Origin of the sequence: Bradyrhizobium sp. CSA112 (assembly GCF_029051645.1) — a bacterium.
Taxonomy (GTDB): domain Bacteria; phylum Pseudomonadota; class Alphaproteobacteria; order Rhizobiales; family Xanthobacteraceae; genus Bradyrhizobium.
Window position 1 is genome coordinate 384,584 of the sequence record NZ_JAACFS010000004.1, and the last position, 24,441, is coordinate 409,024.

The window sequence follows — 24,441 nt, forward strand, 5'->3', positions numbered from 1 at the left end:
TTCGGGCGAGGGAAAGCCATTGTGAGCGTCACTCCCACCAAGCCTTCGCCCACCAAACCTTCGCCCGCCACGCCCTTGGCCGTCAAATCCCCACCGACAAAGCCGTTGCCCCGTGAACGCCAGTTCCCCCACGAGCAGGAAGGCACGCCGGTCCCTGACAGCAAGATCGAATTGCCGCCGGTCATCCGCCGCACGGAAGTGGTGGCCATCTGCCTCGTTGGTCTGCTGATCATCAGCATCATCGCCGTCCTCTATCTTGCCAAGGCGTTCTTTCTGCCGATCACGATGGCCTTCATCGTCGGCACCATGCTCTCGCCCGCCGCCAATTTCCTGGAGCGCTATCGTATCCCGCGCCCGGTCGCAGCCGTACTGATCGTGGCGGTCGTGAGCGCCGCCTCGGCCTTCATGGTCAGCCTGATCGCATCGCCCGCGGTCGAATGGAGCGGCAAGCTTCCTGAGCTGGGGTCGCTGCTGAGGGAGAAGCTGCACGTGTTCGACCGGCCGCTCGCACTCTGGCAGGAGTTGCAGAGCACGCTCGGCGGCCCCGACACGCTCACGACATTGCATCTGCCGAGGATCGACTGGGTGCAGCCGACCCTGGAGTTCCTGTCGCCGACCTTTGCCGAATTCCTGCTGTTCATTGCGACGCTGATCCTGTTCATCGCGAGCTGGCGGGACCTGCGCCGGGCCTTGATCATGAATTTCGGCGAGCGAGCGTGGCGGTTGCGGGCGCTGCGGATCCTCAACGAGATCGAGGACCGTCTCGGCGGCTACTTGCTGGTAGTGACCATGATCAATGCCGGAGTCGGCATCGCGACCGGCCTGATCTGCGCGGTTACGGGCATGCCCAATCCGGCCAGTCTCGGCGCGCTGGCCGCGATCCTGAATTTCATCCCGATCATCGGCCCGGTGGCGATGTTTGCCGTCCTGGTCGTGGTCGGCCTCGTCTCGTTCCCGACCTTGAGCGCCGGGCTGCTGGCCCCGGCCATGTTTGCGGTGATGACCTTCCTGGAGGGCCACTTCCTGACGCCGACGATCGTCGGGCGCCGGCTGGCGCTGAACGCGCTCGCCGTGTTCTTGGCGCTTGCGTTCTGGACCTGGCTGTGGGGGCCGATGGGCGCGTTTCTGTCGTCGCCGCTTCTGATCGTCGCGCTGATCGTGAAGGAGCATCTAATGCCGTCGGATTCGCCGCAACTGCCGGAGGACTAGACCCGGCATCAGACCTGGGAACTTCCTATCCGACGGGGCGTTTGTTCCGCGAATGAACTCAGTACCCGGGAGCTTTCGATGTCTGACGCCGCAATGAAGAATCTGACGGACAAAGCGACCTACGAGCGTCTGCAGAAGGACGTGACCGCTGTGAAAAACGATATCGCAGCCCTGACCGAGCAGATCACCGACGCGCTGAGCAGTTTTGCCGGCACCGCCGGCAAGCAGGCGCGGCATGGCTACAGGCAGGCGCGCGCCAATGCAGAACAGGTGGTCGACGACGTGTCGGAGCGAGGCAGCGCGATGATGGACGCAGCCCAGGATGCCGCCTCTTCGATCGAGGAGACGCTGGAAGACGCCATCACGCAGCGTCCACTGGCAACCGTCGCCGTGGCGCTGGGGATCGGCTTTTTGATCGGTGTGACGTGGCGTAGGTAGGTTTGGCGACGGATCTCGCTTGCGCTGGACAGCCATGCCTTGCATCGCCTCTTGCATTCCCGTGGCGACGGAGCGCTGCGGCGTGTTTCGTTGACGCGGTTTTCAGATCGAGGCGTGGCCATGTTTCAGCGAATGATCGACGATTTCAAGGAATCGACCGGCACCGCGTTGCGGCTGACTTCGCTGGCGGCAGCGGCGGCGATGGCATTGCTGGTCACGGCCGCCTTTCTGTGCGCAGCGGCCTTCGTGTTCGTGCTGGAGCGGTACGGTCCCGTGCAGGCTTGCCTCACCGGTGCCGCCATCTTCTTCGTGGTCGCGCTAATCGCGGCCGGCTGGTACATGGTGCGCAAGAAGCAGATCGAGGCGCGCGCCAAACAGGCGGCGAAGGCGAAATCCACCGCGCAGGCCGTGTTGTCCGATCCGGTGCTGGTCGCGACCGGCATCCAGGTGATCCGCGCCATCGGCGTCAGGAAGCTGATTCCGATTCTCGCAATCGGCGGACTGGCGCTGGGATTTCTCGCCAGCCGCGCCAACAGCAGCAGCAGCAGCGAAGCGCCGGCGGAGTAGGACGAAGTCAATCCACTCGTCGTCCCTGCGAACGCAGGGACCCATAACCACCGTCGCCAATTGTTGAAGGAAAGTCGTCGACCATCGCAGCAAGACAACACACGCCGCGGCGTATGGGTCCCGGATCGCGCTCGCTACGCTCGCTTGTCCGGGACGACGGAGATGGGAGTAGCCAGCGTGCTCGATGATAGATGGTGGGGCACGTCGCTAACGCGCCTTTTCCCACGCTACGGATCCAGGCGCGATCAGGTCACGCAACGGCCGGGCTGAAGCAGTTTTGCGACTTCGGTCAACACGCTGACCGGCGGTTCGCAGGCGATCGCCGTCTTCGATTGGGTAGGCTTGGCAGGCGACGGCGCCGGCGGTGCCGGGCGGTTCCGTGCCTCCTCCTTGACGACGGGAACTCGAACGACCACCGACGTATCGTCGAGGCCGACGCTCTTGATGGTAATCGTCTCGGTCTGGCCTGGCGCGGTTCTGAGCTCCGCGCGGTCGGCCTTGGCGGCGCGGTTGATGTCCGCTGCAGGCGCAGTCGAGGCGAGTTGTCGAAGGCTGGCGAGATCATGACCCGATGCGAACTGGACGGCGCCGAATGTCGCGGAGATGGCGAGAGCGGCTAAAAATGCTTTGAAAATCTGTGACATGACGGTTTATCCCTCGCCCCATGGCGATCACGGACACAACCGAACCGAGCCGCCGGGGGTCCGGCGCTTCTCAATCACTTAACCGTGTATGAAAAAAATTTGGAGGCTGCGGGAACGAATCCGGGGGGCTTGGAGTCATCCCGGCAGCCGGTTATTCCCCCTGCCCCATTGACCGGCGACGTAGGGTGCGACCGTGGTGATGCCGGTCGCACCCTGCTTTTTTTGACTAAGCCACTTCTTCAAGATGCCAGCTTCTTCAAGGCGCGTTCCAGCAGATCGAGCCGGTCCTGGCCCCAGAAGATCTCGCCCGAAGGCAACACGTAGCTCGGCGCACCGAAGACGCCCGCCGTCAGCGCCTCCTGCGTAAATCTGTCATGCAGCTCATCGAGTTCGGTGTCCGAAGGACCGCCCGCACGCAGTTCCGCAGCGTCGAGACCGGCGCGCTCCGCGGCTGATGAAATCGTTGCGGGATCGGCGAGCGTTTCCTCTCGTTCCCACACCGCGCGCCCAAGCTCCAGCGACAGCCGGTGGGCATTCTTGCCTTGCAGCTTGGCCGCAATCACCAGACGGGTCGCCATGGAATCGTCGCAGGGAAAATACTCCGGCTCAAGATTGATGGGAATGCCGCGCACCTCGCGCCAGCGCTTCAACTCCATCATCCGGTAGGCGCGCCGCTGCGGCGAGCGCTTCGGCAGCGGCAGCCCGCCGGTCTGCTCGAAGATCGGCCCGAACTTGCAGGGCTTGACGTTGACGGTCGCGTTATTTCGCTCGGCGATCTCCGCGAACAGCGCGCTGCCGAGGTAAGTAAACGGCGAGGTGAGTGACATGTAATAGTCGATGGTGACGGGCACGCTTTCAACTCGAGGCATTGGTGACTTTGTGATCCAGATGGCCGGTCTTGTAGTCGCGGCGGAGCTGGCTCAGCGATGTTTCGTTGAGGTTGGCCAGGATATCGCTCAGCTTCTCGGTTGCCGGATAGCCGGCGGCAAAGCTTTGCCCGTAGATCTTGCGCAATGTGCCGATCAGGACGGCTCCGTGCTTCTGACCGATTTCGCCATCCTGGTTGTGGTGGCGGTTGTCGAGACCTGGCTTGCTCATGCCGCTCTCCCTTGGACCCAAGGTCGAACATCCTCCCACTGGGGCAAAATGGCAATCGTGCACCGCAACCGGGAATTAGAGCGGGTTAATCGCAAAAGCCCGTTATGGGCCATCAAACAGGCAGCCGTGCATAGCACCTAACGGATATTGAACGCCTTGGTGACCCACGGAGGTAAAGCAGACAATCACGGCCACGAGCGCCAATGTCTGGCCGTGGGACACCGAAACGGACATTCGGATCAAGCGACCTGTAACGCTGACCTGCGAGGTTCTGGTAAGTAGCGGTGGTCAGCGCACTGTTCCTGTGGTCGTCTCACGTCCGGTGGCCGGCGGTGGGGTCTGGTCTCGTACCGTTGATCCCGGTGTTCCGCTTGGTCCGGGATTGCTGGGAACATGCGTAGTGCTCTCCCATGCAAGGGCGGCAATCGCAAGAATGATTGCTGCAGCGACAACGACCAAAGTTCGAACGCTCATTGAGCCTTTCCGGTATTGACTATCCCGCATGCGACCCTCCGAGTGATGGTTCCGTTGCGTGCTCACGGCAGGATGTTAGATAAGTCCTGCGGCGATCATGTGGTGGCGGTACGGCTGCGCGTCCAGAAGAAGGTTCAAGCGTGTTGTATCTAGACCTCGGGATCGCAACTTCGCCTGAGGCATTGATGAGCGGCGCTCGGGTCGAAGGAGGTCAGGCGGTCGCCGGCGAGGTGCCCAACTACGCTTCCGGCAGCACTATGGTGCAATGACCATCGGTTGAAACCTCTTCCATGAGGAGGATGGCACGCCTGCGGATCAACCGATCATTCAGAAATCACTCCGCGAGGCCATTTCCATTGATCGTCCCGCGCGCGGCGAATTGAGGCGATTGCTGGCGCAAGCCCGGCCGCTCCACTGGATCGCGGCCGATGGTTGGCTTCAATTCGGCAAGATCGATGAAGGCGTCGGCCTGACGTCGCAACTCGTCAGCCACCATCGGCGGCTGGCTGGTCAGGGTGGAAACGACGGTAGTGTGCACGCCGCGGCGCTGCACCGCTTCCAGCAGCGAGCGGAACTCGCCATCGCCCGAGAACAGAAACATGCGGTCGATATGGCCGGCGAGCTCCATCGCGTGGACGGCAAGCTCGACATTCATGCTGCCCTTGACCTTGCGACGGCCGCCGGCATCGACGAACTCCTTGGTGGGCTTGGTGACGACGGTGTAGCCGTTGTAGTCGAGCCAATCGATCAGCGGCCGGATCGATGTGTATTCCTGATCCTCGATGATGGTCGTGTAATAGAACGCCCGCAACAGCGTGCCACGGCTCTGGAATTCCTTGAGCAGGCGCCTGTAATCGATGTCGAAGCCGAGCGCCTTGGCGGTGGCGTAGAGATTGGCGCCGTCGATAAAGAGCGCGATCCTGTCAGACGGTAACATCAGGCACGAACCTCCCGTTCAAGCTGTGCAAGGCCCGCGAGAGCATCCGCTTCAGGCTTTGCCTGCAGGCGGGCAGATACCGATGCTGGCCGAAGTGACGAGGCAGGAGGCGCCGGCGACCGGAGCGGGAGGAGACATCGATGCGCCGGCAATTCGATCAAGTCCATCCTGCCTCGACGCGCCAACGTTAATATCCGCGCACGCCATGCTCAATTGTACTGAAGTAATTGGCCGGCATCGAAATGGATGCACCGGTTATACAAAGGTTTGTGAGCCGGCTCGCGGTGACGGCCATGTGATTGCGGTCACGCTGTCGCGACGCATCGATCGTCCGATCTACCGGGTCTTTTCAGGGTGCTTCCAGTGGAGACCCCTGAGAACGGCCATATGGGCCTCCAGGAAGGCAAGATAGTTTCGATGGAAAACGAGAAGACCGAGATCGAATAGTTCGAGCGCGGCTTCCCGGCCAGGCTCGCCCGGCACCGACCCCACGCCCCCGTCGATAACCAGGGGCCGGAAGCTGCGGCTATTCTGCGGCCGCTTTGCTCGCAGCGGGATGCCGTTCGAACTGTGGATCAATTGCAGGTTCGGCTTTGACATATCAATAGCTCCGCTGCTTGACGGCTAACCAGCGAGCGTAATCGCTGATATGGCCCGGGCCATTGAACGGAGGTTGATGCGCACATTACATTCGGTTGAAGGCAACATACCCAAGTTTAGGATCGACCGCCTTTGCCGGGAATAACAAGCCTGCCGCAGCAACCTGGCGATGTCGGGCGAGGCCGTTGCTCACCAGGGCGCGTTCCGCAATGCCCAGCGCTGCGCTTGCCGCGCGACTATCGGCCGATGCAAACGCTGCGATATCGCGGCGCACAATACCCTCCGAACCTGCTAAGATGCTGTCCGTTGAAAGGGCCGCGTTGTCGCCGCCGATCATCGACAACGCAGCACGGTCCCTGATGGCCGGATGTGTGCCGCCATGCGCAACCAGACACTGAAATCCTGGCCCTCGGCCGAGCTGTCGCTGCTCGGCGGCATGGCGCTGGCTTCGCTGGCCGCAGCCTGCATCTGGCTGGTGCTCGGCCCCGCGCCTGATGTCGCCGACCATTTGACTGCCATCGCGCTGCTGATCGCCTTGTTTTTCGCCGCGCTGGTCGTGCTTCACCTGGTAAGGAAAACCCGCCGGCAAATGGAAGCCGCGCTCGAGAGCCGCATTGGGGCCGAACGGCGGGCGACAGATGCGCTCCGCCAGAGCGAGGCGCAGTGGAAGGAAGTCTTCGAGCATAACCCCGTCATGTACTTCATGGTCGACGCGGAAGGCACCGTGCTGTCGGTAAACACCTTTGGCGCCGCGCAGCTCGGCTACCCCGTCAGCGAATTGCGTGGGCAATCGGTGCTGCAGGTTTTCTTTGCGGAAGACCGGGACCTGGTCCGGAAAAGCGTTGAGGTTTGCCTGAGAGATATCGGCAAGACGCATAGTTGGGAGATCCGAAAGGTTCGCAAGGACGGTTCTGCGATTTGGGTTCGTGAAAACGCCAAGGCCGTGCGGCGGCTGGATGGCCGGTTGATCGTCCTGATTGCATGCGAGGACATCACCGCGCGCAAACGGGCAGAAGAGAAGCTGCATGAAGCGCAGGCGGAACTTGCACATGTTGCGCGCGTGACGGCGCTGGGGGAGCTGGCCGCCTCGATCGCGCATGAGGTGAACCAGCCGCTGACCGCCGTCGTCGCCAACGCCGCGGCCTGCCAGCGCTGGCTCGACCGCGATCCTCCCAACCTGGAGGAAGTGCGCCGCACGGTGCAGTCCATCGTCAAGGATGGCAACCGGGCGGGCGAAGTGATCCAGCACGTCCGTGCGCTGGTCAACAAGACAGCCGATGAGAAAGCGCCGCTCGACATCAATGAAGTCGTCCACGAGGTGATCACCCTGCTGCATTACGAACTGGCCAGCCGCCGGATATCGGTTCAGACGAAGCTCGCCCCTGCCCTGGGCCTGGTGCTCGGCGACCGCGTCCAGTTGCGGCAGGTCATCCTTAATCTCGTCATCAACGGCATGGAAGCGATGCAACCGGTCACGGACCGGCCGCGCGAGTTGGTGATCTGGACGCACCGGGACGAGGCCGACCAAATTCTGGTCGAGGTACGCGATTGCGGAACAGGATTCGCCGCCGGGAATGCGGACCGGCTGTTCGAGGCATTCTTCACCACCAAACCAAGCGGCATGGGCATGGGCCTGTCGATCTGCCGATCGATCGTCGAATCCCACGGCGGGCGGCTATCGGCCTCCAGCCATGCCGGGACCGGCGCCACGTTCCAGCTCATCTTGCCGCGACATCAGGAGGGCAACACGCCGTGACCGACCGTTCGACACCGCCTCGCAACGTTGCCGGCGCAGAGGAGCCAGTCGTCTACGTGGTCGACGATGACGCCTCGGTGCGAGAGGCGCTCGGGAATCTTCTCCGCTCGGTGGGCTTGCGGGTCCAAATGTTCGGCTCGGCGCCCGAGTTTCTGCAGAGCAAGCTTGCCGACGTCGCCAGTTGCCTGGTCCTCGACATCAGACTGCCTCGAGTGAGCGGCCTCGACTTTCAGGCGGACCTTGCCGACGCGGGAATCCATATCCCGATCATCTTCATGACGGGTCATGGCGATATTCCGATGACGGTCAGGGCGATGAAAGCCGGCGCCGTCGACTTTCTGACCAAGCCGTTTCGCGATCAGGACATGCTGGACGCCGTGACGGCGGCCATTGAACGCGATCGAAAGAGCCGCCATGAAGCAAAGATCCTGTCGGACCTGAAAGCGCGCTTCGCGACGCTGAGCGCCCGGGAGCAGGAGGTAATGGCGCTGGTCACGGCCGGCCTCATGAACAAACAGGTCGCGGCCGAGATCGGAATTGCCGAAATCACGGTGAAGATACACCGTGGGCACATCATGCGAAAAATGGGGGCGAAATCGCTCGCAGAGCTGGTGAAGATGGCCCAGGCGCTTGGAGTAAAGCGCACGGCGCCGCAGCCGTGAACTGGCGGATATTTGGCAATCCGCGTGCGTCTGCAAACCTAAGTATGATTTTCCACTTCCGGTCTGCGGTGCACTCTGCCGTTGAGCGGCATGCCATTGGCGCTCCAGGAAGGACCACTTTGTCCAGCCCATCCGTTTCAATCATCGACGACGACAGCTCCGTTCGCGTCGCCACGGACAATCTCGTAAGGTCGCTTGGGTATTCCGTTCATACGTTCGCGTCGGCCGAGGAATTCCTGGCGTCGCCTCATTTGAACGAAACCTCCTGCGTGATCGCGGACGTTCAGATGCCGACGATGAGCGGCCTCGATCTGCAGGCCAGCATGCTTGCCCAGGGATACCGCGTGCCGTTTATTTTCATCACGGCTTTCGCCGTCGATGACGCACGCGCGCGGGCGCTGAAGGCGGGAGCAATCTGTTTCCTGGCCAAGCCCTTCGCCGGAGAAGCCTTGATCGACTGCCTCGAAATAGCCCTGCAGGGGAAATGACCTGATCTGGCTGGTACACGGCGCGACGGCTCATACGCAGGGATGAGTGAACCAAACATCTGGACAAGTTGAACCTGAAGGCGGACGCGACGACACTGGGGCATCGTCGCCTCCGGTATTTTTCGAAGGTGAGATAACGCAGCTCACCATGATCAGTGAATGGCAATTCCTCGGAAGGAGGCCGCCATGCGTACAGACCCACGTTGTTCTGAATGCGATTGTGAAGATCCAAGGATCATATCTTTACGAAGTCCTGCGCGAGAACGTTACTGCGGACGCTCCTGTCTCGCCGAAGGTCAGGAACAGTTCACTCGCTGGGTACGGCGAACCAATGCAGAGGCCGCGTCATGACAAACTGTTGCGGGAATCCGGATTGCAAGCGCCCGTTCGGGCTGGTCCGCTTCAGCCTGTACTTCGAGCAATTTTGCTCGACCAGGTGCCGCGAGGTCTACAAGCGTCAGCGGGAGCGCAACAAGGCCTATTGGAGATGGCTCTACAAATGTCCTGAGCCGTCGCCGAGCAAAGATAACCCAGCGATGCTGCTCGAACTGCGGGGGGTCGATATTTGTCGATAGAGTGCGTGGGCATCAAGGAGCTGTCATGACAACGGCAACTGCGATGATCGTCGGAGCTTTGCTGGCGTGGGCGCCCTCGCTTCTTGTGTTCGCCTGGATCGTGCGGGACATTCGAAACACCCGCGGCAAATAGCCCGGTTGGCCTGAACTCGATCCGGACCGTCGATTGTCTGACGAGGTTCCGCAGCAGCCTCAAGCGGGGTTACGCCCCGCCGCCCGCATTTCATCACTCGGCTTCACATCCTGCGAGCGGCTGTAAATCGCAAGCGCAACAATCAGCACCAGCGTCAGCGTGCCGAACAGCGCACGGTAAGCGTCCTCGGTGCGGGCGCCGTTCGCGAGCGGCTCGAAAGCGCCAACGATGACACCCGACAGCGTCTGCATGCAGGCGACGCCGAGCATGACTGATGTGTTCATGGTCGAGATGCCGCGCCCGATCAGCCGGTCGGGGAAGATGCTGCGGCCGTGCGTCATCACCATGGTGCTGGAGGCCGAGAAGAAGCCCATGGCAATGATGATGGCGACCGGCAGCCAGACCGGCGGGTGAGAAAACAGCGCCAGGATCGCGAGCAGAAAAATGATCACCGCCGTGCCGCCGATCGCTATACCCTTGCGGGTGTCGAGCCGGCGGTCGAGCGGGCCGAAGGCAAGCATGCCGGCCTGGTAGGCGATCACGGCGAACAACAGGACGTTGCCGGCCGCGATCGGGCTTAGGCCATGCACCTCGCGCAGGAACGGACCGCCCCACAGGCCCTGCACGGTGAAGGTGCAGGCATAGTTGCAGAAATTCAGCGCGAGGATCGGCTTCAGGCGCGGGTTGCACAGCACCTCCACCAGCCCCTTGAGCATCTCGGTGGGCGGCTCCACCTGGCGGCTCAGGAAGGGATGGCCGGGCGGCGCGTCGCGCACCACCAGCCAGATCGCGACGGTGGCGAGCGCCGTGAAGACGACGACGGCGCCGAACACCAGGCGCCAGCCGACCGCCTGCGACGCGAAGGCGAGCGGCGTGGTGGCGGCGAGATTACCGAGCAGGCCGATGGACAACACCATGGCTGTAAGTGTCGAGAAGCGGTCCGGCGGAAACCAGCGCGAGATCACCACCATGCTGCCGATCAGCATCACGCCGCAGCCGGCGCCCATCAGCACCCGGCCGGTCAAGAGCACCGGCCAGCTCGGCGCCAGCGTAAACAGGGTGCCGCCGAAGCTGGCGACGATGAGCATGCCGACCACGGTGTAGCGCGGCCCGAACCGATCGAAGAAGAAGCCGCAGGGAATCTGCATCGCCGCGAAGCCGAAGAAGAACGCGCCGGTCAGTGCCCCCAGCGCTTCCGGCCCAATGGCCAGATCGCGCATCAGGTCGAGACCGATGGTGACATTGGAAGCGCGGAAAAAATGGCTGGCGACATAGGCGGTGGCCAATGTCGCAACGATGATCAGGCCCCGGCGGTGGGGGAAAGGCCGCTCGGCAGACCGCATCGGTAAAGGGACGTTTCCGTTTCTTTTCTTGTGGCTGCGGCGAGCCTATGCGGGCGTGGGCCGCAGTTCAACAAGCAATCCGCCGACCGCCTTCTGCAAAGCCAGCGTGACGCCGAAGGTCAACACCATTCGCAGCAAAAAAATCCGGCGCGCAGGTGGGGCACGCCGGATCAGTCCGACCAGCTTTGAAATCGAAGCTGGTGGCCCGAGCCAGGGGGAGAGATGCCTGGCCGCGAACTAAGTATCGCCCATCCCAAGACGTCGTCCTAAGACGTCGTCTCCGTGACGCACGGATGATAACTCCGACTTGGCGAACCCAAGGTGAACTGGTTCACAGGGCACGCGCATAAAAAAATCTGGCACGCAGTCGGGAGCGCTCCGGAACTCTACGCTACGACGCTTCGATCAGCCCGTGGCGCGGTGGTCCAATTGACGCGGGCGGTTCTTCAGCGTCGCAGAAGACGCTTCAACCCTGTCCATGCAGGCGCAAGGGCAAACCCGGCGATCGGAATTGATGCGGCGCCAACCAACAGCCCGATGGCACCCGAGATGGCCGCCACGACGATCCATTCAAGGACACCGGCCGCAGGCCGGAAGGCGTGAGCCGCGGCCTCCTCGATGGCCTTGACGGCTGAGCCTATGGCCGGAGGCCCGTAGACTTCGAGGCCATGCAGTATGATGCCGCCGCCAACCCAGATCATGGCGGCTGTGCCGACCACGCTGAGGAATTTCAAAAGCACGGGCATGCCACGAACAATGCCGCGGCCGACCGCCCGGCCGGTCGCCGAGGCGCGGTCGCTCCGTGCCAGCGCTACACCGACATCGTCGGCCTTCACGATCAGCGCCACCACGCCATACACGGCGGCGGTGATTCCGATTGCCACGACCGCCAGCACGAGCGCCTGCGTCAGGATGTTGCCCGCGGGGATGGCCGCCAGCGTAATCGCCATGATCTCGGCCGAGAGGATGAAGTCGGTCTTGATCGCGCTGGCGATCTTTTCATCCTCGACCGACTGCGCGTTCAATGCGACCGTGCCGAGCTGGGCTTCGTGCTGGTGCGCCTGATGGGGCATAACCGCTTCCAGCACTTTCTCCACCCCTTCATAACAGAGGTAGGCGCCGCCCAGCATCAGCAGCGGCGTGATCGTCCAGGGAAGGAAGTAGCTGAGCACCAGCGCCGCAGGGAGCAGGACCAGGAGCTTGTTACGCAGCGATCCTGCCGCAATCCGGCCTACAATCGGCAGCTCGCGCGCCGGCGTAAATCCGATGACGTAGCCCGGAGTGACGGCGGTGTCATCGATGACGACACCCGCCGCCTTTGCGCCCGCTTTGGCGGCCTGGCTCGCCACATCGTCGAGAGAAGCTGCGGCCACCTTGGCAATCGCCGCGATATCGTCGAGAAGGCCGATCAGCCCGACACTCATCGATCCCTACTCCACATCATCAAGAGGTTCGTCGCCAGGACCGTAGCAGGGTGCCCCAACAAAAATCCGGTGCGCACTGGGGCGCACCGGATGATTCCAACTCTACGCTAGAACGCTTCGATCAGCCAGTGGCCGCCCGCGGCGCGCGATTGCGCGAGTTGCGCTGGAAGAACAGTGCCTGGCTGGCGACCGCGGAGACCATCGCGGGCTGGAACGGTTTCGAGATCAGGAACGCCGGCTCGGGGCGTTCACCGGTCAGGAAGCGCTCGGGATAGGCGGTGATGAACACCACGGGCACCTCGAACACGCGCAGCAATTCGTTGACCGCATCCAGGCCCGACGAGCCGTCGGCGAGCTGGATGTCGGCGAGGATCAGGCCGGGCTTCTTGTTCTTCGCCAGCGCGACCGCATCGGCGTGGGTGCGGGCGACGCCGATCACGTTGTGGCCGAGGTTCTTCACCAGGCTCTCGAGATCCATCGCGATGAAGGTTTCGTCCTCGATGATCAGGACATCGGTGGCGATTTCCGCCGCCATCTCGCGGCCTGCGGCATCCGTCAACTGGCGGGTCTCGGCGATGTCGGTGTTGAGAATGAACGCCACCTCCTCCTCGGAGAAGCCTTCGAGCGACAGCAGCAGGAAGGCCTGCCGCGGCAGCGGCGTGATGTTGGACAGCCTTCGCTCCGGCGGCAGCGCCAACGTCGCGACATCAGGGTTGTCGTTGAGCGAGACCGAGTTCCAGATCTGGGTGAAGAGCTTGAACAGCCCGGCGCGCGGGCCATACCGCTCGTCGAGCAACGAGGAATCCTGCAGCAGGGCCTCCAGCATGGCGGCCACGTAGGCATCGCCCGAGGCCTGGTTTCCGGTCAGCGCACGGGCATAGCGCCGCAACAGCGGCAGATGTTCAGCAACGAGCTGTGATCGGGACATCCCCATTCCATCCTTATCTTGGGCCGTATCCATGGCCGTACACTTAGGGTCTCAGCCCGGCGGACGTAACCTTAAGCGCCGCGTCGGGGCGTCAAATTTAGTTTCGGCGGGGGGACCCCGGTTCCCCTGTCACCCCGATTACTCGCGGGGGACAAAAAAGTTCCAGAAAAAGTTCCCAGATTTCGGAACCTTCCGCAGATATTCGCATTAGCCTTTGACCTATAACGCGGCGGCCTAGGCCCAATTTCGAGGTAACCTCTTGAAACCACAGAGACTTAACTCTCGGGGAAGCGTGGATCAGACCATGAAGGAAGTAAAAAAGCAGGGCGGGCTAAACGCCGAGATTCAATCTAGGATCGGCCATCAGCTCCGCGCCATGTACGACGACGTGGTCCGACAAGGCGTGCCGGACCGCTTTGCCGAGTTGATCCGGAAGCTCGATGGGCCGGAGGCGGCAGCGGCCCAAATCGACGACACTGCAAAAAATGACGGGAGGGACTAATGCCTCTCACAGACTCTCTTCGCGACGACATTTTGGCGTCGGTACCTAGCCTACGCGCGTTCGCGATCTCGCTCTCAGGCAATGGCGACCGTGCGGACGACCTGGTTCAGGAAACGTTGCTGCGCGCCATTGCCAACATCGACTCGTTCCAGCCCGGCTCGAACCTGCCGGCCTGGTTGTTCACCATCCTGCGCAACCTGTTTCGCTCCGACTACAGGAAGCGGCGGCGCGAGGTAGAGGACGCCGAGGGTAATTACGCGAAAACCCTGAAGACCCAGCCGGCGCAGAATGCGCATCTGGAGTTCGAGGAATTTCGCAACGCGCTCGACAAGCTGCCGCAAGACCAGCGTGAAGCGTTGATCCTGGTCGGTGCCTCCGGCTTTTCCTACGAGGACGCCGCCGCCATCTGCGGCTGCGCGGTCGGCACCATCAAGAGCCGCGTCAACCGCGCGCGCTCGAAACTGTCAGCGCTGCTCTATGTCGATGGCGCCGAGGATTTCGGACCCGACGAGACCGTGCGCGCCGTGATCGGCGGCAATGGCGGGTGATGACGCTACCGAAATGACATGGAAAAGGCGGCCCGCGTGGCCGCCTTTTTGTGGTGGTTTCGTAGCCCGGATGAAGCGCAGCGAAATCCGGGATCAACTGCGACGCCCCGGATTTCGCTGCGCTCCATCCGGGCTACAAGGCTCCTCCATCGTCCCTCGATGCGGGCTAACGCGTGGATACATGGTTTGAACGGGCCACATGGTTCGAGACGCGCGGCTGCGCCGCGCTCCTCACCATGAGGGGATAGAGCACCTCATCCTGAGGAGCATCGCGAAGCGATGCGTCTCGAAGGATGTAGCCACCGTCCCTACTTTACCGGCCGCACGGGTGCGGAAATCTGCTCGGTGCGGTCGCGCTCGGTCATGTCGACGACGGTGACCATCGGCGCGGTGAGTTCGTAGACGTAGCTCACCTCGGTGAAGTAGCGCTTCGCGGTGCCGCCCATCGCTTCCGGCGCGACGCGGTCGAGCAGGATGAGACCGAAATCCGAGTCTTCCCGCCGCGTCGCCGCGCTGGTGTTGAACTCCTCCCAGCGGAAATGAAAAATCTCGTCCGGCGCCTCGCCGGTGACTTCCCAGTTGGCAACGATGTGCGGGTGCTTGCCGACCAGCGACAGCCCCTCGTCGGAATGCGAGGCCAGTTCGAAGAACAATAGCGACAGCGACTGCGCGGCGCGCGCGCTGACGGCGATGTCCGGGCCGTTGACCACGATGCGGTCGGCATGCGGAATGGCGCGCGACTCGAACAGCCCCCTCAGCTTGACACCTTGCCACTGGCTTTCGCTGAGCAGCGTCACCACGTTCGACATCGCGTGGATGCGGCCGATCAGCAGTTCGCGCGACACATCCATGTCCGAGCCGTGGCGCAGCGTGCGTGTCACGATCGACTGGATCACGGCCAGGATGTTCTTGACCCGGTGGTTGAGCTCGTCGATGACGGCGGTCAATCGCCGCTCGAAACCGATCCGGACCTGGATCTCGCGGCTGAGCCGCAGATTGTTGTACGCGACATATCCGAACAGGCCGCAGACGATGCCGGTGAGCGCCAAGCCAATGGCCGCCACGATGATCGCCGTCTGCTGCGCGCGCTGTGCGGCGTTGCTCTTGGCATAGTAGCCGAGCGACCAGTCGCGGCTGCCGAACGTCACCGTCCGCACCACCGACGGCAACGGATCGCCCTGCTTCACCGGCCGCAGGCTGATGACGCCCTGGTCGTTGGCGACATATTCGTCGCTGGCGTCATCAGGGTCCTTCAGCACCACCGCAAACAGCGAGCGGTCGTCATTGGTCAGCATCAACGGCGCCAACTCGTAGGAGAAGGTGACGAAGCCCACGGGATCCGCCGTGCCATCCTTCAGAATGGCGGAGGCAAGCACGATGCCGATCGGCCCGTCCCGCCGCTGCAGTGGAATCGGGTCCGACGCTACCGGCTTGCCGGAGGCCGCCGCCTGCGTCAGCATCGGCCCGATCACCGAATGGCGGTCGTAGGCGCGACCGGGAAAGCCCAGCGTATCCGCGCTGCGCGGCTCCTGGTCCATCAGGACGTCGAGCGGCCTGTCGATGGTCTTGATGTCGAGCGGCCGGTCGTCGAAATCGCGGATCGTCGGGTTGGTGAAGCCGGCGCTCTTCAGCTCCGCCTGCGCCGCGACCAGATCGCTCGGCTTGAGACGCGCGATCCAGGACGCGATCACGAAATCGGTCTTGAAGGCATAGATCGCCGACCGCAGCGGCTGCAGCATGTTGGCCTTCACCACCGAAGGTGTACGAAATAATCCGGATGCAACGCGCGCGAGCAATTCACGCTCGGTCAACCGGTCCTGCACCAGGCTGGCGTGAACGTCGATGGCGCGGGACAGCGCAATGCCGTCAAGCGCCAGTTCCTGCTCGTGGACGCGATAGGCTGCGAGACCGGAGAGCAAAACTCCGATCAGCGCAATGAAGCCGATAATGAAGCCCAGCCGAACCACTCGCTTACTCAGGAATGACGTGTTGGCGAAGACGTATTGAAAGCATCTCTGGGTCTGCCGGGGCAGAAGCACATGGCAATAGCGCGAAAGCCAACCGCGGCGAATATGACGGAGCGATCATCAGCACGCAACTGACAGGTTGGCAGCGGGCAACAACACGGCCGCCGTTAACGCTGATTTGGCGGGGCCAGAAGTTAATAATCTGACGGCGCCGATTTGGTTCCGGCGAGAACGGACAATTCACCGGCACCGGCGGCGGGACCGAATGTTAACATTAACGCGCGGCTCACCCCGGCCGCTGGCCGGACCGCTTGTCCGGCCGCCTGCGCGGCCCGCCTGGCTGGGCCGTTCATCCTGGCCCTACCCGGCCTTGGCCGGGCGCAGGCCGCCCTTGGCCTCGATGAAGCCGATGATGCGATCGAGCCCCTCGCTCTTCTTCAGGTTGGTCATCACGAATGGCCGCTCGCCCCGCATCCGCTTCGCGTCGGTCTCCATCTTCGCCAACGACGCGCCGACATAGGGCGCGAGGTCGATCTTGTTGATCACCAGCAGATCCGACCTGACGATACCAGGCCCGCCCTTGGAGGGGATCTTGTCGCCGGCGGCGACGTCGATCACGTAAATCGTGAGATCGGCCAGTTCGGGTGAGAATGTCGCGGCAAGATTGTCGCCGCCGGATTCGATCAGCACCAGATCGAGATCGGGAAATTTCGCGCGCATGTCGGCGACCGCCGCAAGATTCATCGAGGCGTCCTCGCGGATCGCGGTGTGCGGACAGCCGCCGGTCTCGACGCCGGCGATGCGGTCCGGCGTCAGCGAGCCCGAACGCACCAGGAACTCCGCATCCCATTTGGTGTAGATGTCGTTGGTGATCGCGGCTATGTCGTAGCGCTCGCGCATCGACTTGCACAGCAGGTCCATCAGTGCGGTCTTGCCGGAGCCGACAGGACCGCCGACGCCGATGCGGAGCGGGCCGTGAGAGGTTGCCATGTTATGCACTCTTTCCGTTCCGTCGTCCCTGCGAACGCAGGGACCCATAGCCACTGAACTCAATTGTTGTAGCAAGCTGGAGCTCCAACCCGGCATAGCCACGAACATTTGTGGTTATGGGTCCCTGCGTTCGCAGGGACGACGGGAGAGTGTGCTGCATCATGACCGGAACAACCGCGTGTACTGGGTCTCGTGGCGCAGGCTGGCGAGATCGGCGCGGAAGGTGGCGCTGCCGAGATCATCGAGCGAAGCTGTGAGCGCGCGCCTGGCGGTGGCGGCGACATCGGCTTCGAGCCTGGCGAGAATGCGCTGGCTGTCGGTTTGTCCGAGCGGCACGAGGCGAGCGCCGGCGGAAATCCAGTTCGACACCACGGCATGCAGGAAGGCATGCATCGCCGGCGCCAGCGGTACGGCATGGGCGGCGCTGACGACGCCGACTGCAACGGGATAGACCGTGCCGCCGCCGCACGCGGCGACCATGTCGTCGAGGCCGTCGCGGGCCCAGGCTGAGCGTGCGATTTCGATGAAGGCGCGGCCCTGCGTCGCCGTCTCTAGCTGTCGCTCGCGCGAGGGCACGAACGCGGCCGCGAGTTCCGCAATCTGGCGTAAGGCGGCGTCGTTTTGCGCGGCGGCCGCGCGATACGCCTGCGCCAGGAACACGGCGTCGCAGAAGCCTGAGCCCTCGGCGAGCATCGCGGCCAGCCAGTCGCGCAGCGATACGGCGTCCGTGATGTCGCCTGCCTCCACCGCCCATTCGATGCCGCTGGAATAGGAAAATGCGCCGACCGGAAAGGACGGCGACAGCCAGGTCATCAACCTGTACAGCGCCGCCGCCTCATCCGCATTCATTCCGCTGCTCGCATCGGCCTGCGCGGGCTCACTTGTGGTCATGAGCATGGGAGTGATCGTGGTGGTGATGGTCGTGGTCGCAATGCTCGTCGTGGTGATGGTGGTCGTGATCACCGTGATGGTGATGATCATCGTGATGATGGTGGCCGTGATCGTGTGCAGCATGATCATGCGCCGCCTGCGCATACGCGCCGCCCTCGGGATCGAACGGCGCCTCGATCTCGATGACGCGCGCGCCTAATCCCCTCACCATGGCCTCGATGACGTGGTCGCGGCGGATGCGCAGGCCCTTCGGCATGATCTGGGTCGGCAGATGACGGTTGCCGAGATGCCAGGCGATGCGGACGAGATGCAGCGGGTCGGCGCCCCTGATCTCGATCAAGGGCTCGGCGGCTGCGACCACCTCGATCAGCCTGCCGTCTTCCAACACCAGTGCGTCGCCGCCGCGCAGCGCCACCGCGTTCTCGAGGTCGAGCAGGAATTCCAGCCCGCGCGTGCCGGTCATCGCCATCCGCCGCCGGTGCCGGTCGTCGAAATCGAGCACGACGGTATCGGCCGCCGATTGCGTCCAGCGATGCTGGCCCAGGACTGTTGTCGCGCGGATCATGTGAGGACGCCCGGAGCAAGTTTTAACATCGTGGCCTCGTGGTTCGATCGGCGATGCAAGCCTCGTCCGAGGACGCGCGGCGGTGCCGCGCTCCTTACCATGAGGGTCTTAGACCTCATCCTGAGGAGCGCGCTCTTGCGCGCGTCTCGAAGGATGAAGCCACCCAATGCGCCACGACGCATATTCACTAAAACTTCTCCACCTTGCCGTCGCTGATGATCTCGATCACCGTCGGCGCCGTCTTCATCTGCGAAGAATACTCCCGCCACACCTTCATATGGGGCGCACGGCCATGCGCGTTGAGGTCGTCGCGGGTCTCCCAGCGCTCCACCACCACATACAGATTGGGATCGTTCACGCTGACATGGCCGTCATAGGAGATGCAGCCCTTCTCCTTGAGCGTTTCAGCGGCACAGGCCTTGTGCCCCTTGATGAAGTCGTCCTTGTTTTCCGGCTTCATCGGCGTGGTGGCGATGACGTAGATCATGAGTTTATCCCTTGTTTTTCTTGATTAGCGGACGTCGACCTTTTCGGGCGTGATCACTTCGATCTTCGGCGGCGCCGTCATGCACTTCACGGCGACGCGGCCAAACGTCTTCATGTGCTCGGCGCCACGATGCGGCACCAGCGCTTCGGCGTTCTCCCACTGCTCGACGAACACCATCTTGGAGGGATCGGTGACGCTTTCATGCAGGTCATAGGCGATGTTGCCCGGCTCTTTCCGGGTTTCCTTGATGCAGGCGGTGGCAGCGGCAATGAATTCGGCGCGCGTTTCGGGCTTCACGGTCAGCGTGGCAACGACGTAGATCACTAGATCCTCCCGGACTTTTGTTTTGGCTTGAGTTCCGGGACGGACCTTAACTCAGAAGCGCGATCGGACGCAAAACCGGAATCCACTTTTGCTGATCGCGCTTTAGAACATGAAATACCTCTGCGCCATGGGCAGGACCTCGGCCGGCGCGCATGTCAGAAGCTCGCCATCTGCGCGCACCTCATAGGTCTCGGCATCGACCTCGATCTTGGGGGTGGCGCCGTTATGGATCATGCTCTTCTTGGAGATGCCGCCGCGGGTGTTTTTGACGGGATAAAGCTCCTTTTCTATGCCGAGCTTGCGCGCCAGCCCGCCCGTGATGGCGGCCTTGGACGTGAACACCACCGAGGACGCGGTCAGCGACTTGCCATAGGCGGCAAACATTGGCCGGTAATGCACCGGCTGCGGCGTCGGAATCGAGGCGTTGGGATCGCCCATCGGCGCCGCCACGATCGAGCCGCCCTTGATGATGCAGTCGGGTTTCACGCCGAAGAAGGCCGGCGACCACAGCACGAGATCGGCGAGCTTGCCTTTCTCCACCGAGCCGATCAGCTTCGAGACGCCGTGCGCGATCGCGGGGTTGATGGTGTATTTCGAAATGTAGCGCTTGACGCGGAAATTGTCGTTGTCGTTGCCCTTGTCCTCCGGCAGCGCGCCGCGCTGTTTCTTCATCTTGTCGGCAGTCTGCCAGGTGCGGATGATGACTTCGCCGAGCCGGCCCATCGCCTGCGAGTCCGACGACATCATCGAGAGCGCGCCGAGATCGTGCAAAATGTCTTCCGCGGCGATGGTTTCTTTCCGGATGCGGCTCTCGGCAAAGGCGAGATCTTCGGCGATCGAGGGATCCAGATGGTGGCACACCATCAGCATGTCCAGATGCTCGTCGATGGTGTTGCGGGTGAACGGGCGCGTCGGGTTGGTCGAGGACGGCAGCACGTTCTTTAAGCCAGCGATCTTGATGATGTCAGGCGCATGTCCGCCGCCGGCGCCTTCGGTGTGGAAGGCGTGGATGGTGCGGCCCTTGAAGGCCTTGACGGTGTCCTCGACGAAGCCGGATTCGTTGAGCGTATCCGAATGCAGCATCACCTGGATGTCGTAATCGTCGGCCACGCTAAGGCAGTTGTCGATCGCGGCCGGCGTGGTGCCCCAATCCTCGTGCAATTTTAGCGCGCAGGCGCCGCCCTTGATCATCTCGACCAGCGCGGCGGGCCGCGCCGCATTGCCCTTGCCCGAAATGCCGAGATTGACCGGGAAGGCATCGAACGACTGGATCATCCGCGCCATGTGCCAGGGGCCCGGCGTGCAGGTGGTCGCAAAGGTGCCGTGCGAGGGCCCGGTGCCGCCGCCGAGCATCGAGGTGACGCCGCTCATCAGCGCGTGCTCGATCTGCTGCGGGCAGATGAAATGGATGTGGCTGTCGAAGCCGCCGGCGGTGAGGATCTTGCCCTCCCCCGCGATCACGTCGGTGCCGGGCCCGATCACGATGGTGACGCCGGGCTGGATGTCGGGATTGCCGGCCTTGCCGACCGCCGCGATCATGCCTTCCTTGATCGCGACGTCCGCTTTGACGATACCCCAGTGATCGACGATCAGCGCATTGGTGATGACGGTATCGGCCGCGCCCTGGCGGTTGGTGACCTGCGACTGCCCCATGCCGTCGCGGATCACCTTGCCGCCGCCGAACTTCACCTCCTCGCCGTAGGTGGTGAAATCCTTTTCGACCTCGATGATGAGATCGGTGTCGGCGAGCCGCACCTTGTCGCCTGTGGTCGGCCCGAACATGTCGGCATAGACGCTACGTTTGATTTTTACGGACATGTCAGCCCCCTATTTCCCTGCGCTCAGAACGCAGTCTTAGCCGCACTTACGGCTTCATCGAATTCGGCATCGAGTTTTGCATTGACGCCACGGCATCCGGCGACGACTTTTTCGGCAAATATCGTATAGGCCGCGAGATCGTTGCGTTCGTCCTGACTCGGATCGGGCACGATGCGCGCGCGGAGATTGCTGATCTTGTCGGCAATCTTAATCAGCTTTGCGTCCGGCGACTTTCCGGGCGCCTCTACGATCTGCAGTTGATGACGAGCGCTCTTGGGCAACCTCATATCGTCGGTCACTTCTGCTACCAGACTGGCAACGCGCTCACTGAATTTTTGCGCAAGCTCTTCCTGCGTGGTGGCCGTATCCTCGATCGTATCATGAAGCCAACCAGCCGCGACTAGTTCAGCGTCACGACCTCCGGTGACTGTCGCAAGCAAATTTGCTACCTCGGCAAGGTGATTGACGTACGGCTCGTTGCCACGCCCCTTGCGCGCCATACCCGTGTGGCGGCGCGAGGCGAACTCGGCGGCTTCGGAGACGAGGCATATCGGGGGCATCCACATGTCACAGCCTTCTCTAGCGGTCGGCGACCTTCTGGCCAAAAGGCTAGAGATCACAGCTTGCCCTGTACGTCGCCGCGGAAGCCGTAGACCGTGCGTTTGCCGGCGAGGGCGACCAGTTGCACGTCGCGGGTCTGGCCGGGCTCGAAGCGCACCGCAGTGCCGGCGGCGATGTCGAGGCGCATGCCGCGGGATTTCTTGCGATCGAATTTCAGCGCGGGGTTGGTTTCGAAGAAATGGTAGTGCGAGCCGACCTGGATTGGGCGGTCACCGGTATTGGCGACCGTGAGCGTCACGGTCTTGCGGCCGGCATTGAGTTCGATCTCGCCGTCCTTGATGAAGAGTTCGCCGGGGATCATCTTCGTTACCTCACACACTTGCTGCGTCATGGCCGGGCTTGTCCCGGCCATGACGATAGATCCACGCACATCATCGTATCGGCTCATGCACGGTGACGAGTTTTGTCCCATCGGGAAATGTTGCTTCCACCTGGATGTCGTGGATCATCTCCGCGATCCCATCCATGCACTGCGCGCGGCTGATGACCTGCGCGCCTGATTGCATCAGCTCCGCAACGGTGCGGCCGTCGCGGGCACCCTCGACGATGAAATCGGAGATGATGGCGACGGCTTCAGGATGGTTGAGCTTGACGCCGCGCTCGAGCCTGCGGCGCGCCACCATGGCCGCCATCGAGATCAAGAGCTTGTCCTTTTCGCGGGGAGACAGATTCATGCGAGCACTCTGGTGATTGAAGACCTAATTTAGCCAAAACCTTTATTAGTTAAGCCAAAGCCTTGGCAACGCCACGCCGCTGGCGCGGCCGAGCACAGCCATCATATCGGCGCGGAGCCGGACGGCATCTTGGGCACAGAAGCGGGCCATTGCAAATCCATTCCAGCAGGAGATGCCGACCTCGCCGCCGAAGGTCTCCGATGCCTCGCGGATCCGCTCTACCAGCGCCGCGTCGCCGGGCACGATCAGCGCGGTGCCGATCGCGACGCCGCCGTTGGCGATCGCCCGCCGCGCCAGTTTTGCGCCGATATCGCCATCGAGCCGGACGGTCTCCGCGAACACCAGCCGGCCGCCGCGGCGCACGCGCCAGCGGTCGATGAACTCGCCGTGCCGCATCGTTTCGCCCATCGCGGCGCGGCCGAACACCACGATTTCGCAGAGCAGAAGTGAGGCGTCTTCGGCCAGGTCGATATCAATGCGGCGCGAAATGCGCGCGCGGTCGAACAGGATGGTCTCCTGCGGCAGCCAGGCGAGATGCGCGCCGCGCTCTGCCTTCAGGGCGATGCTGAGCTCTGCCGCAGCACCGGGCGCGCGATAGATCTTTTCGGCCGCCGCCGTCGTCAGCGTCAGCCGGGCCCCCTCGCCTGCCGTGATGTCGATATCGAAACGGTCGCCGCCGGCGATGCCGCCGGCCGTGTTGACGAATACGCCGGACAGGCCCTCTTGCTCAGGAGAAGGAAAGCGCACGCGCAGCGAGCCGGATTCATGCAGGTCCCCGCGGCGGGTGACGCCATCTTGCAGATGCACGCCAAACCTCACCGCGCCCTGAGCGCGGTTGGCCGCAAATGTCGCAGCGTTGGCGCGCGTGCTATCGGTCCGCATCCGTCCCCCAAAAACGCGTTATGGCGCAACGCTCGAAGCGCGACGTTACAGCGCCATCTGGCGGCTGATCTCGGCAGGATCGAGGTTGGCGCGGTCACAGGCATATTTCACCGCGCCACGGTCCATGACTGCGAAATTGTCGCCGAGCTCGCAGGCAAAGTCGAGATATTGTTCGACCAGCACGATCGCGATGTTGCCGAGACTGCGCAGATACGAGATGGCGCGGCCGATGTCCTTGATGATCGAGGGCTGGATGCCTTCAGTCGGCTCGTCCAATAGCAACAGCTTTGGACGCATCACCAAAGCGCGACCGATCGCCAATTGTTGTTGTTGCCCGCCGGAGAGGTCGCCACCACGCCGTCCGAGCATCGTATTCAGCACCGGAAACAGCGAGAATACATCGTCGGGGATATAGCGGTCCTCGCGCTTCAGCGGCCCGAAGCCGGTCTTGAGATTTTCTTCCACCGTCAGCAGCGGAAAAATCTCGCGGCCCTGCGGCACGAAACCGATGCCGCGCCGGGCGCGCTCGTAGGGCTTCAGGCCGGTGATATCGTTGCCGTCGAGCGTGATCGACCCGCCCGCGATCGGATACTGGCCGACCATGGCGCGGAGCAGCGAGGTTTTGCCGACGCCGTTGCGGCCGAGCACGCACGTCACCTTGCCAGGCTCGGCGGACAGCGAGACGCCGCGCAAAGCCTGGGCTGCGCCGTAGTAGAGGCTGATATTGTCGACCTTCAGCATTTCGCACTTCGCTCCGGCCGAGAGGTTGCGTCATACCCCGCGAAGGCGGGGTATCCAGTACGTCGAGCCTCTGCGGTACAGCTCACCGTCTCGGAGTACTGGATCGTCCGCGTTCGCGGACGATGACAGCGTTCACGAGGAACCGTCAGCATATT

Annotated in this window: 29 protein-coding genes; 8 read left to right on the top strand and 21 right to left on the bottom strand. The window is 62.8% G+C overall.

What is annotated here, in order from left to right; all coding sequences use genetic code 11:
* Positions 1 to 105 precede the first annotated feature (105 nt).
* The 3 genes from GWE18_RS11855 to GWE18_RS11865 all read left to right on the top strand — a co-directional run bounded on the left by GWE18_RS11855 (position 106) and on the right by GWE18_RS11865 (position 2,214).
* A complete protein-coding gene (locus tag GWE18_RS11855) occupies positions 106 to 1,209 on the top strand; it encodes an AI-2E family transporter (RefSeq protein ID WP_275186004.1) in 1,104 nt (367 codons plus the stop codon).
* A 78-nt stretch (positions 1,210 to 1,287) separates the two neighbouring features.
* Positions 1,288 to 1,647 carry a DUF883 family protein gene (locus tag GWE18_RS11860; protein WP_275185924.1) on the top strand — a complete coding sequence of 120 codons (360 nt, stop codon included), beginning with the start codon at positions 1,288 to 1,290 and terminating at the stop codon, positions 1,645 to 1,647.
* A gap of 120 nt (positions 1,648 to 1,767) precedes the next feature.
* Entirely contained in the window at positions 1,768 to 2,214 is a 447-nt protein-coding gene (locus GWE18_RS11865; RefSeq protein ID WP_275185925.1) for a hypothetical protein, read from the top strand.
* Between the two features lie 245 nt (positions 2,215 to 2,459).
* Here the strand turns inward: GWE18_RS11865 and GWE18_RS11870 are convergent, their stop codons facing one another.
* The 6 genes from GWE18_RS11870 to GWE18_RS11895 form a co-directional block, all read right to left on the bottom strand.
* Positions 2,460 to 2,858 carry a hypothetical protein gene (locus GWE18_RS11870; RefSeq protein ID WP_275185926.1) on the bottom strand — a complete coding sequence of 133 codons (399 nt, stop codon included), beginning with the start codon at positions 2,856 to 2,858 and terminating at the stop codon, positions 2,460 to 2,462.
* Between the two features lie 239 nt (positions 2,859 to 3,097).
* On the bottom strand, positions 3,098 to 3,709 hold the full coding sequence (locus tag GWE18_RS11875; protein WP_275185927.1) for a 2-hydroxychromene-2-carboxylate isomerase: 612 nt from the start codon (positions 3,707 to 3,709) through the stop codon (positions 3,098 to 3,100).
* Positions 3,710 to 3,713: 4 nt separating this feature from the next.
* Positions 3,714 to 3,956 carry a hypothetical protein gene (locus GWE18_RS11880; protein WP_275185928.1) on the bottom strand — a complete coding sequence of 81 codons (243 nt, stop codon included), beginning with the start codon at positions 3,954 to 3,956 and terminating at the stop codon, positions 3,714 to 3,716.
* 808 nt (positions 3,957 to 4,764) lie between these two features.
* Positions 4,765 to 5,367, bottom strand: coding sequence for an NYN domain-containing protein (locus GWE18_RS11885; protein ID WP_275185929.1), 603 nt, complete (start codon positions 5,365 to 5,367; stop codon positions 4,765 to 4,767).
* 336 nt (positions 5,368 to 5,703) lie between these two features.
* Positions 5,704 to 5,967, bottom strand: a complete 264-nt coding sequence (locus GWE18_RS11890) for a hypothetical protein (RefSeq protein WP_275185930.1) — start codon at positions 5,965 to 5,967, stop codon at positions 5,704 to 5,706.
* 85 nt (positions 5,968 to 6,052) lie between these two features.
* On the bottom strand, positions 6,053 to 6,310 hold the full coding sequence (locus GWE18_RS11895; RefSeq protein ID WP_275185931.1) for a hypothetical protein: 258 nt from the start codon (positions 6,308 to 6,310) through the stop codon (positions 6,053 to 6,055).
* Between the two features lie 36 nt (positions 6,311 to 6,346).
* Here GWE18_RS11895 and GWE18_RS11900 point away from each other — a divergent pair, with 36 nt between their 5' ends.
* The 3 genes from GWE18_RS11900 (at position 6,347) to GWE18_RS11910 (ending at position 8,873) form a co-directional block, all read left to right on the top strand.
* Complete coding sequence (locus tag GWE18_RS11900; protein WP_275185932.1) at positions 6,347 to 7,723, top strand: PAS domain S-box protein; 1,377 nt, start codon at positions 6,347 to 6,349, stop codon at positions 7,721 to 7,723.
* On the top strand, positions 7,720 to 8,385 hold the full coding sequence (locus tag GWE18_RS11905) for a response regulator transcription factor (protein ID WP_275185933.1): 666 nt from the start codon (positions 7,720 to 7,722) through the stop codon (positions 8,383 to 8,385). Before GWE18_RS11900 ends, GWE18_RS11905 begins: the two co-directional genes overlap by 4 nt.
* Before the next feature lie 119 nt (positions 8,386 to 8,504).
* The gene (locus tag GWE18_RS11910) at positions 8,505 to 8,873 is read left to right on the top strand and encodes a response regulator (RefSeq protein WP_275186005.1); all 369 of its coding nucleotides are present in this window, start codon (positions 8,505 to 8,507) and stop codon (positions 8,871 to 8,873) included.
* A 767-nt stretch (positions 8,874 to 9,640) separates the two neighbouring features.
* On the opposite strand, the gene GWE18_RS11915 is transcribed toward GWE18_RS11910, so the two are convergent.
* From GWE18_RS11915 to GWE18_RS11925, 3 genes are all read right to left on the bottom strand, one after another.
* Positions 9,641 to 10,924 (bottom strand): MFS transporter, encoded by a 1,284-nt coding sequence (locus tag GWE18_RS11915; protein ID WP_275185934.1) that lies wholly within the window; start codon positions 10,922 to 10,924, stop codon positions 9,641 to 9,643.
* Positions 10,925 to 11,370: 446 nt separating this feature from the next.
* Positions 11,371 to 12,348, bottom strand: a complete 978-nt coding sequence (locus GWE18_RS11920) for a DUF808 domain-containing protein (RefSeq protein ID WP_275185935.1) — start codon at positions 12,346 to 12,348, stop codon at positions 11,371 to 11,373.
* A 121-nt stretch (positions 12,349 to 12,469) separates the two neighbouring features.
* On the bottom strand, positions 12,470 to 13,276 hold the full coding sequence (locus tag GWE18_RS11925; protein WP_275185936.1) for a response regulator: 807 nt from the start codon (positions 13,274 to 13,276) through the stop codon (positions 12,470 to 12,472).
* A 304-nt stretch (positions 13,277 to 13,580) separates the two neighbouring features.
* Between GWE18_RS11925 and GWE18_RS11930 the strand changes: the two genes are divergently transcribed.
* Positions 13,581 to 13,778, top strand: a complete 198-nt coding sequence (locus GWE18_RS11930) for a NepR family anti-sigma factor (protein WP_275185937.1) — start codon at positions 13,581 to 13,583, stop codon at positions 13,776 to 13,778.
* A complete protein-coding gene (locus tag GWE18_RS11935) occupies positions 13,778 to 14,326 on the top strand; it encodes a sigma-70 family RNA polymerase sigma factor (protein ID WP_057854563.1) in 549 nt (182 codons plus the stop codon). Before GWE18_RS11930 ends, GWE18_RS11935 begins: the two co-directional genes overlap by 1 nt.
* Before the next feature lie 308 nt (positions 14,327 to 14,634).
* Here GWE18_RS11935 and GWE18_RS11940 read toward each other — a convergent pair whose 3' ends face one another.
* The 12 genes from GWE18_RS11940 to urtE form a co-directional block, all read right to left on the bottom strand.
* A complete protein-coding gene (locus tag GWE18_RS11940; protein WP_275185938.1) occupies positions 14,635 to 16,293 on the bottom strand; it encodes an HWE histidine kinase domain-containing protein in 1,659 nt (552 codons plus the stop codon).
* 360 nt (positions 16,294 to 16,653) lie between these two features.
* Positions 16,654 to 17,283: an urease accessory protein UreG gene (ureG, locus tag GWE18_RS11945; protein ID WP_275185939.1), complete on the bottom strand. Its 630-nt coding sequence runs from the start codon at positions 17,281 to 17,283 to the stop codon at positions 16,654 to 16,656.
* 159 nt (positions 17,284 to 17,442) lie between these two features.
* Complete coding sequence (locus GWE18_RS11950) at positions 17,443 to 18,180, bottom strand: urease accessory protein UreF (RefSeq protein WP_275186006.1); 738 nt, start codon at positions 18,178 to 18,180, stop codon at positions 17,443 to 17,445.
* Positions 18,161 to 18,739, bottom strand: coding sequence for an urease accessory protein UreE (locus GWE18_RS11955; RefSeq protein WP_275185940.1), 579 nt, complete (start codon positions 18,737 to 18,739; stop codon positions 18,161 to 18,163). The genes GWE18_RS11950 and GWE18_RS11955 overlap by 20 nt, the downstream gene beginning before the upstream one ends.
* Positions 18,740 to 18,926: 187 nt before the next feature.
* Positions 18,927 to 19,226, bottom strand: coding sequence for a putative quinol monooxygenase (locus tag GWE18_RS11960; protein ID WP_275185941.1), 300 nt, complete (start codon positions 19,224 to 19,226; stop codon positions 18,927 to 18,929).
* A gap of 24 nt (positions 19,227 to 19,250) precedes the next feature.
* Positions 19,251 to 19,550 (bottom strand): putative quinol monooxygenase, encoded by a 300-nt coding sequence (locus GWE18_RS11965; RefSeq protein WP_275185942.1) that lies wholly within the window; start codon positions 19,548 to 19,550, stop codon positions 19,251 to 19,253.
* A gap of 102 nt (positions 19,551 to 19,652) precedes the next feature.
* The gene (ureC, locus tag GWE18_RS11970) at positions 19,653 to 21,368 is read right to left on the bottom strand and encodes an urease subunit alpha (RefSeq protein WP_275185943.1); all 1,716 of its coding nucleotides are present in this window, start codon (positions 21,366 to 21,368) and stop codon (positions 19,653 to 19,655) included.
* A gap of 23 nt (positions 21,369 to 21,391) precedes the next feature.
* A complete protein-coding gene (locus GWE18_RS11975; protein WP_275185944.1) occupies positions 21,392 to 21,928 on the bottom strand; it encodes an HD domain-containing protein in 537 nt (178 codons plus the stop codon).
* A 56-nt stretch (positions 21,929 to 21,984) separates the two neighbouring features.
* A complete protein-coding gene (locus tag GWE18_RS11980) occupies positions 21,985 to 22,290 on the bottom strand; it encodes an urease subunit beta (protein ID WP_275186007.1) in 306 nt (101 codons plus the stop codon).
* Positions 22,291 to 22,360: 70 nt separating this feature from the next.
* A complete protein-coding gene (locus tag GWE18_RS11985) occupies positions 22,361 to 22,663 on the bottom strand; it encodes an urease subunit gamma (RefSeq protein ID WP_275185945.1) in 303 nt (100 codons plus the stop codon).
* 45 nt (positions 22,664 to 22,708) lie between these two features.
* Positions 22,709 to 23,545 carry an urease accessory protein UreD gene (locus GWE18_RS11990; protein ID WP_275185946.1) on the bottom strand — a complete coding sequence of 279 codons (837 nt, stop codon included), beginning with the start codon at positions 23,543 to 23,545 and terminating at the stop codon, positions 22,709 to 22,711.
* A 45-nt stretch (positions 23,546 to 23,590) separates the two neighbouring features.
* On the bottom strand, positions 23,591 to 24,286 hold the full coding sequence (gene urtE / locus GWE18_RS11995; protein WP_057853162.1) for an urea ABC transporter ATP-binding subunit UrtE: 696 nt from the start codon (positions 24,284 to 24,286) through the stop codon (positions 23,591 to 23,593).
* Between the last annotated feature and the right edge of the window lie 155 nt (positions 24,287 to 24,441).

What these genes read in the sequence shown, in the direction of transcription:
- GWE18_RS11900 (WP_275185932.1), top strand. Translation starts at nt 6,347, where the DNA reads ATGCGCAACCAGACACTGAAATCCTGGCCCTCGGCCGAGCTGTCGCTG.
- GWE18_RS11985 (WP_275185945.1), bottom strand. Translation starts at nt 22,663, where the DNA reads ATGAATCTGTCTCCCCGCGAAAAGGACAAGCTCTTGATCTCGATGGCG.
- GWE18_RS11885 (WP_275185929.1), bottom strand. Translation starts at nt 5,367, where the DNA reads ATGTTACCGTCTGACAGGATCGCGCTCTTTATCGACGGCGCCAATCTC.
- GWE18_RS11990 (WP_275185946.1), bottom strand. Translation starts at nt 23,545, where the DNA reads ATGCGGACCGATAGCACGCGCGCCAACGCTGCGACATTTGCGGCCAAC.
- GWE18_RS11955 (WP_275185940.1), bottom strand. Translation starts at nt 18,739, where the DNA reads ATGATCCGCGCGACAACAGTCCTGGGCCAGCATCGCTGGACGCAATCG.
- GWE18_RS11960 (WP_275185941.1), bottom strand. Translation starts at nt 19,226, where the DNA reads ATGATCTACGTCATCGCCACCACGCCGATGAAGCCGGAAAACAAGGAC.
- GWE18_RS11920 (WP_275185935.1), bottom strand. Translation starts at nt 12,348, where the DNA reads ATGAGTGTCGGGCTGATCGGCCTTCTCGACGATATCGCGGCGATTGCC.
- GWE18_RS11950 (WP_275186006.1), bottom strand. Translation starts at nt 18,180, where the DNA reads ATGCTCATGACCACAAGTGAGCCCGCGCAGGCCGATGCGAGCAGCGGA.
- GWE18_RS11915 (WP_275185934.1), bottom strand. Translation starts at nt 10,924, where the DNA reads ATGCGGTCTGCCGAGCGGCCTTTCCCCCACCGCCGGGGCCTGATCATC.
- urtE (WP_057853162.1), bottom strand. Translation starts at nt 24,286, where the DNA reads ATGCTGAAGGTCGACAATATCAGCCTCTACTACGGCGCAGCCCAGGCT.
- GWE18_RS11865 (WP_275185925.1), top strand. Translation starts at nt 1,768, where the DNA reads ATGTTTCAGCGAATGATCGACGATTTCAAGGAATCGACCGGCACCGCG.
- GWE18_RS11980 (WP_275186007.1), bottom strand. Translation starts at nt 22,290, where the DNA reads ATGATCCCCGGCGAACTCTTCATCAAGGACGGCGAGATCGAACTCAAT.
- GWE18_RS11975 (WP_275185944.1), bottom strand. Translation starts at nt 21,928, where the DNA reads ATGCCCCCGATATGCCTCGTCTCCGAAGCCGCCGAGTTCGCCTCGCGC.
- GWE18_RS11860 (WP_275185924.1), top strand. Translation starts at nt 1,288, where the DNA reads ATGTCTGACGCCGCAATGAAGAATCTGACGGACAAAGCGACCTACGAG.
- ureC (WP_275185943.1), bottom strand. Translation starts at nt 21,368, where the DNA reads ATGTCCGTAAAAATCAAACGTAGCGTCTATGCCGACATGTTCGGGCCG.
- GWE18_RS11930 (WP_275185937.1), top strand. Translation starts at nt 13,581, where the DNA reads ATGAAGGAAGTAAAAAAGCAGGGCGGGCTAAACGCCGAGATTCAATCT.
- GWE18_RS11935 (WP_057854563.1), top strand. Translation starts at nt 13,778, where the DNA reads ATGCCTCTCACAGACTCTCTTCGCGACGACATTTTGGCGTCGGTACCT.
- GWE18_RS11880 (WP_275185928.1), bottom strand. Translation starts at nt 3,956, where the DNA reads ATGAGCAAGCCAGGTCTCGACAACCGCCACCACAACCAGGATGGCGAA.
- GWE18_RS11890 (WP_275185930.1), bottom strand. Translation starts at nt 5,967, where the DNA reads ATGTCAAAGCCGAACCTGCAATTGATCCACAGTTCGAACGGCATCCCG.
- ureG (WP_275185939.1), bottom strand. Translation starts at nt 17,283, where the DNA reads ATGGCAACCTCTCACGGCCCGCTCCGCATCGGCGTCGGCGGTCCTGTC.
- GWE18_RS11925 (WP_275185936.1), bottom strand. Translation starts at nt 13,276, where the DNA reads ATGTCCCGATCACAGCTCGTTGCTGAACATCTGCCGCTGTTGCGGCGC.
- GWE18_RS11870 (WP_275185926.1), bottom strand. Translation starts at nt 2,858, where the DNA reads ATGTCACAGATTTTCAAAGCATTTTTAGCCGCTCTCGCCATCTCCGCG.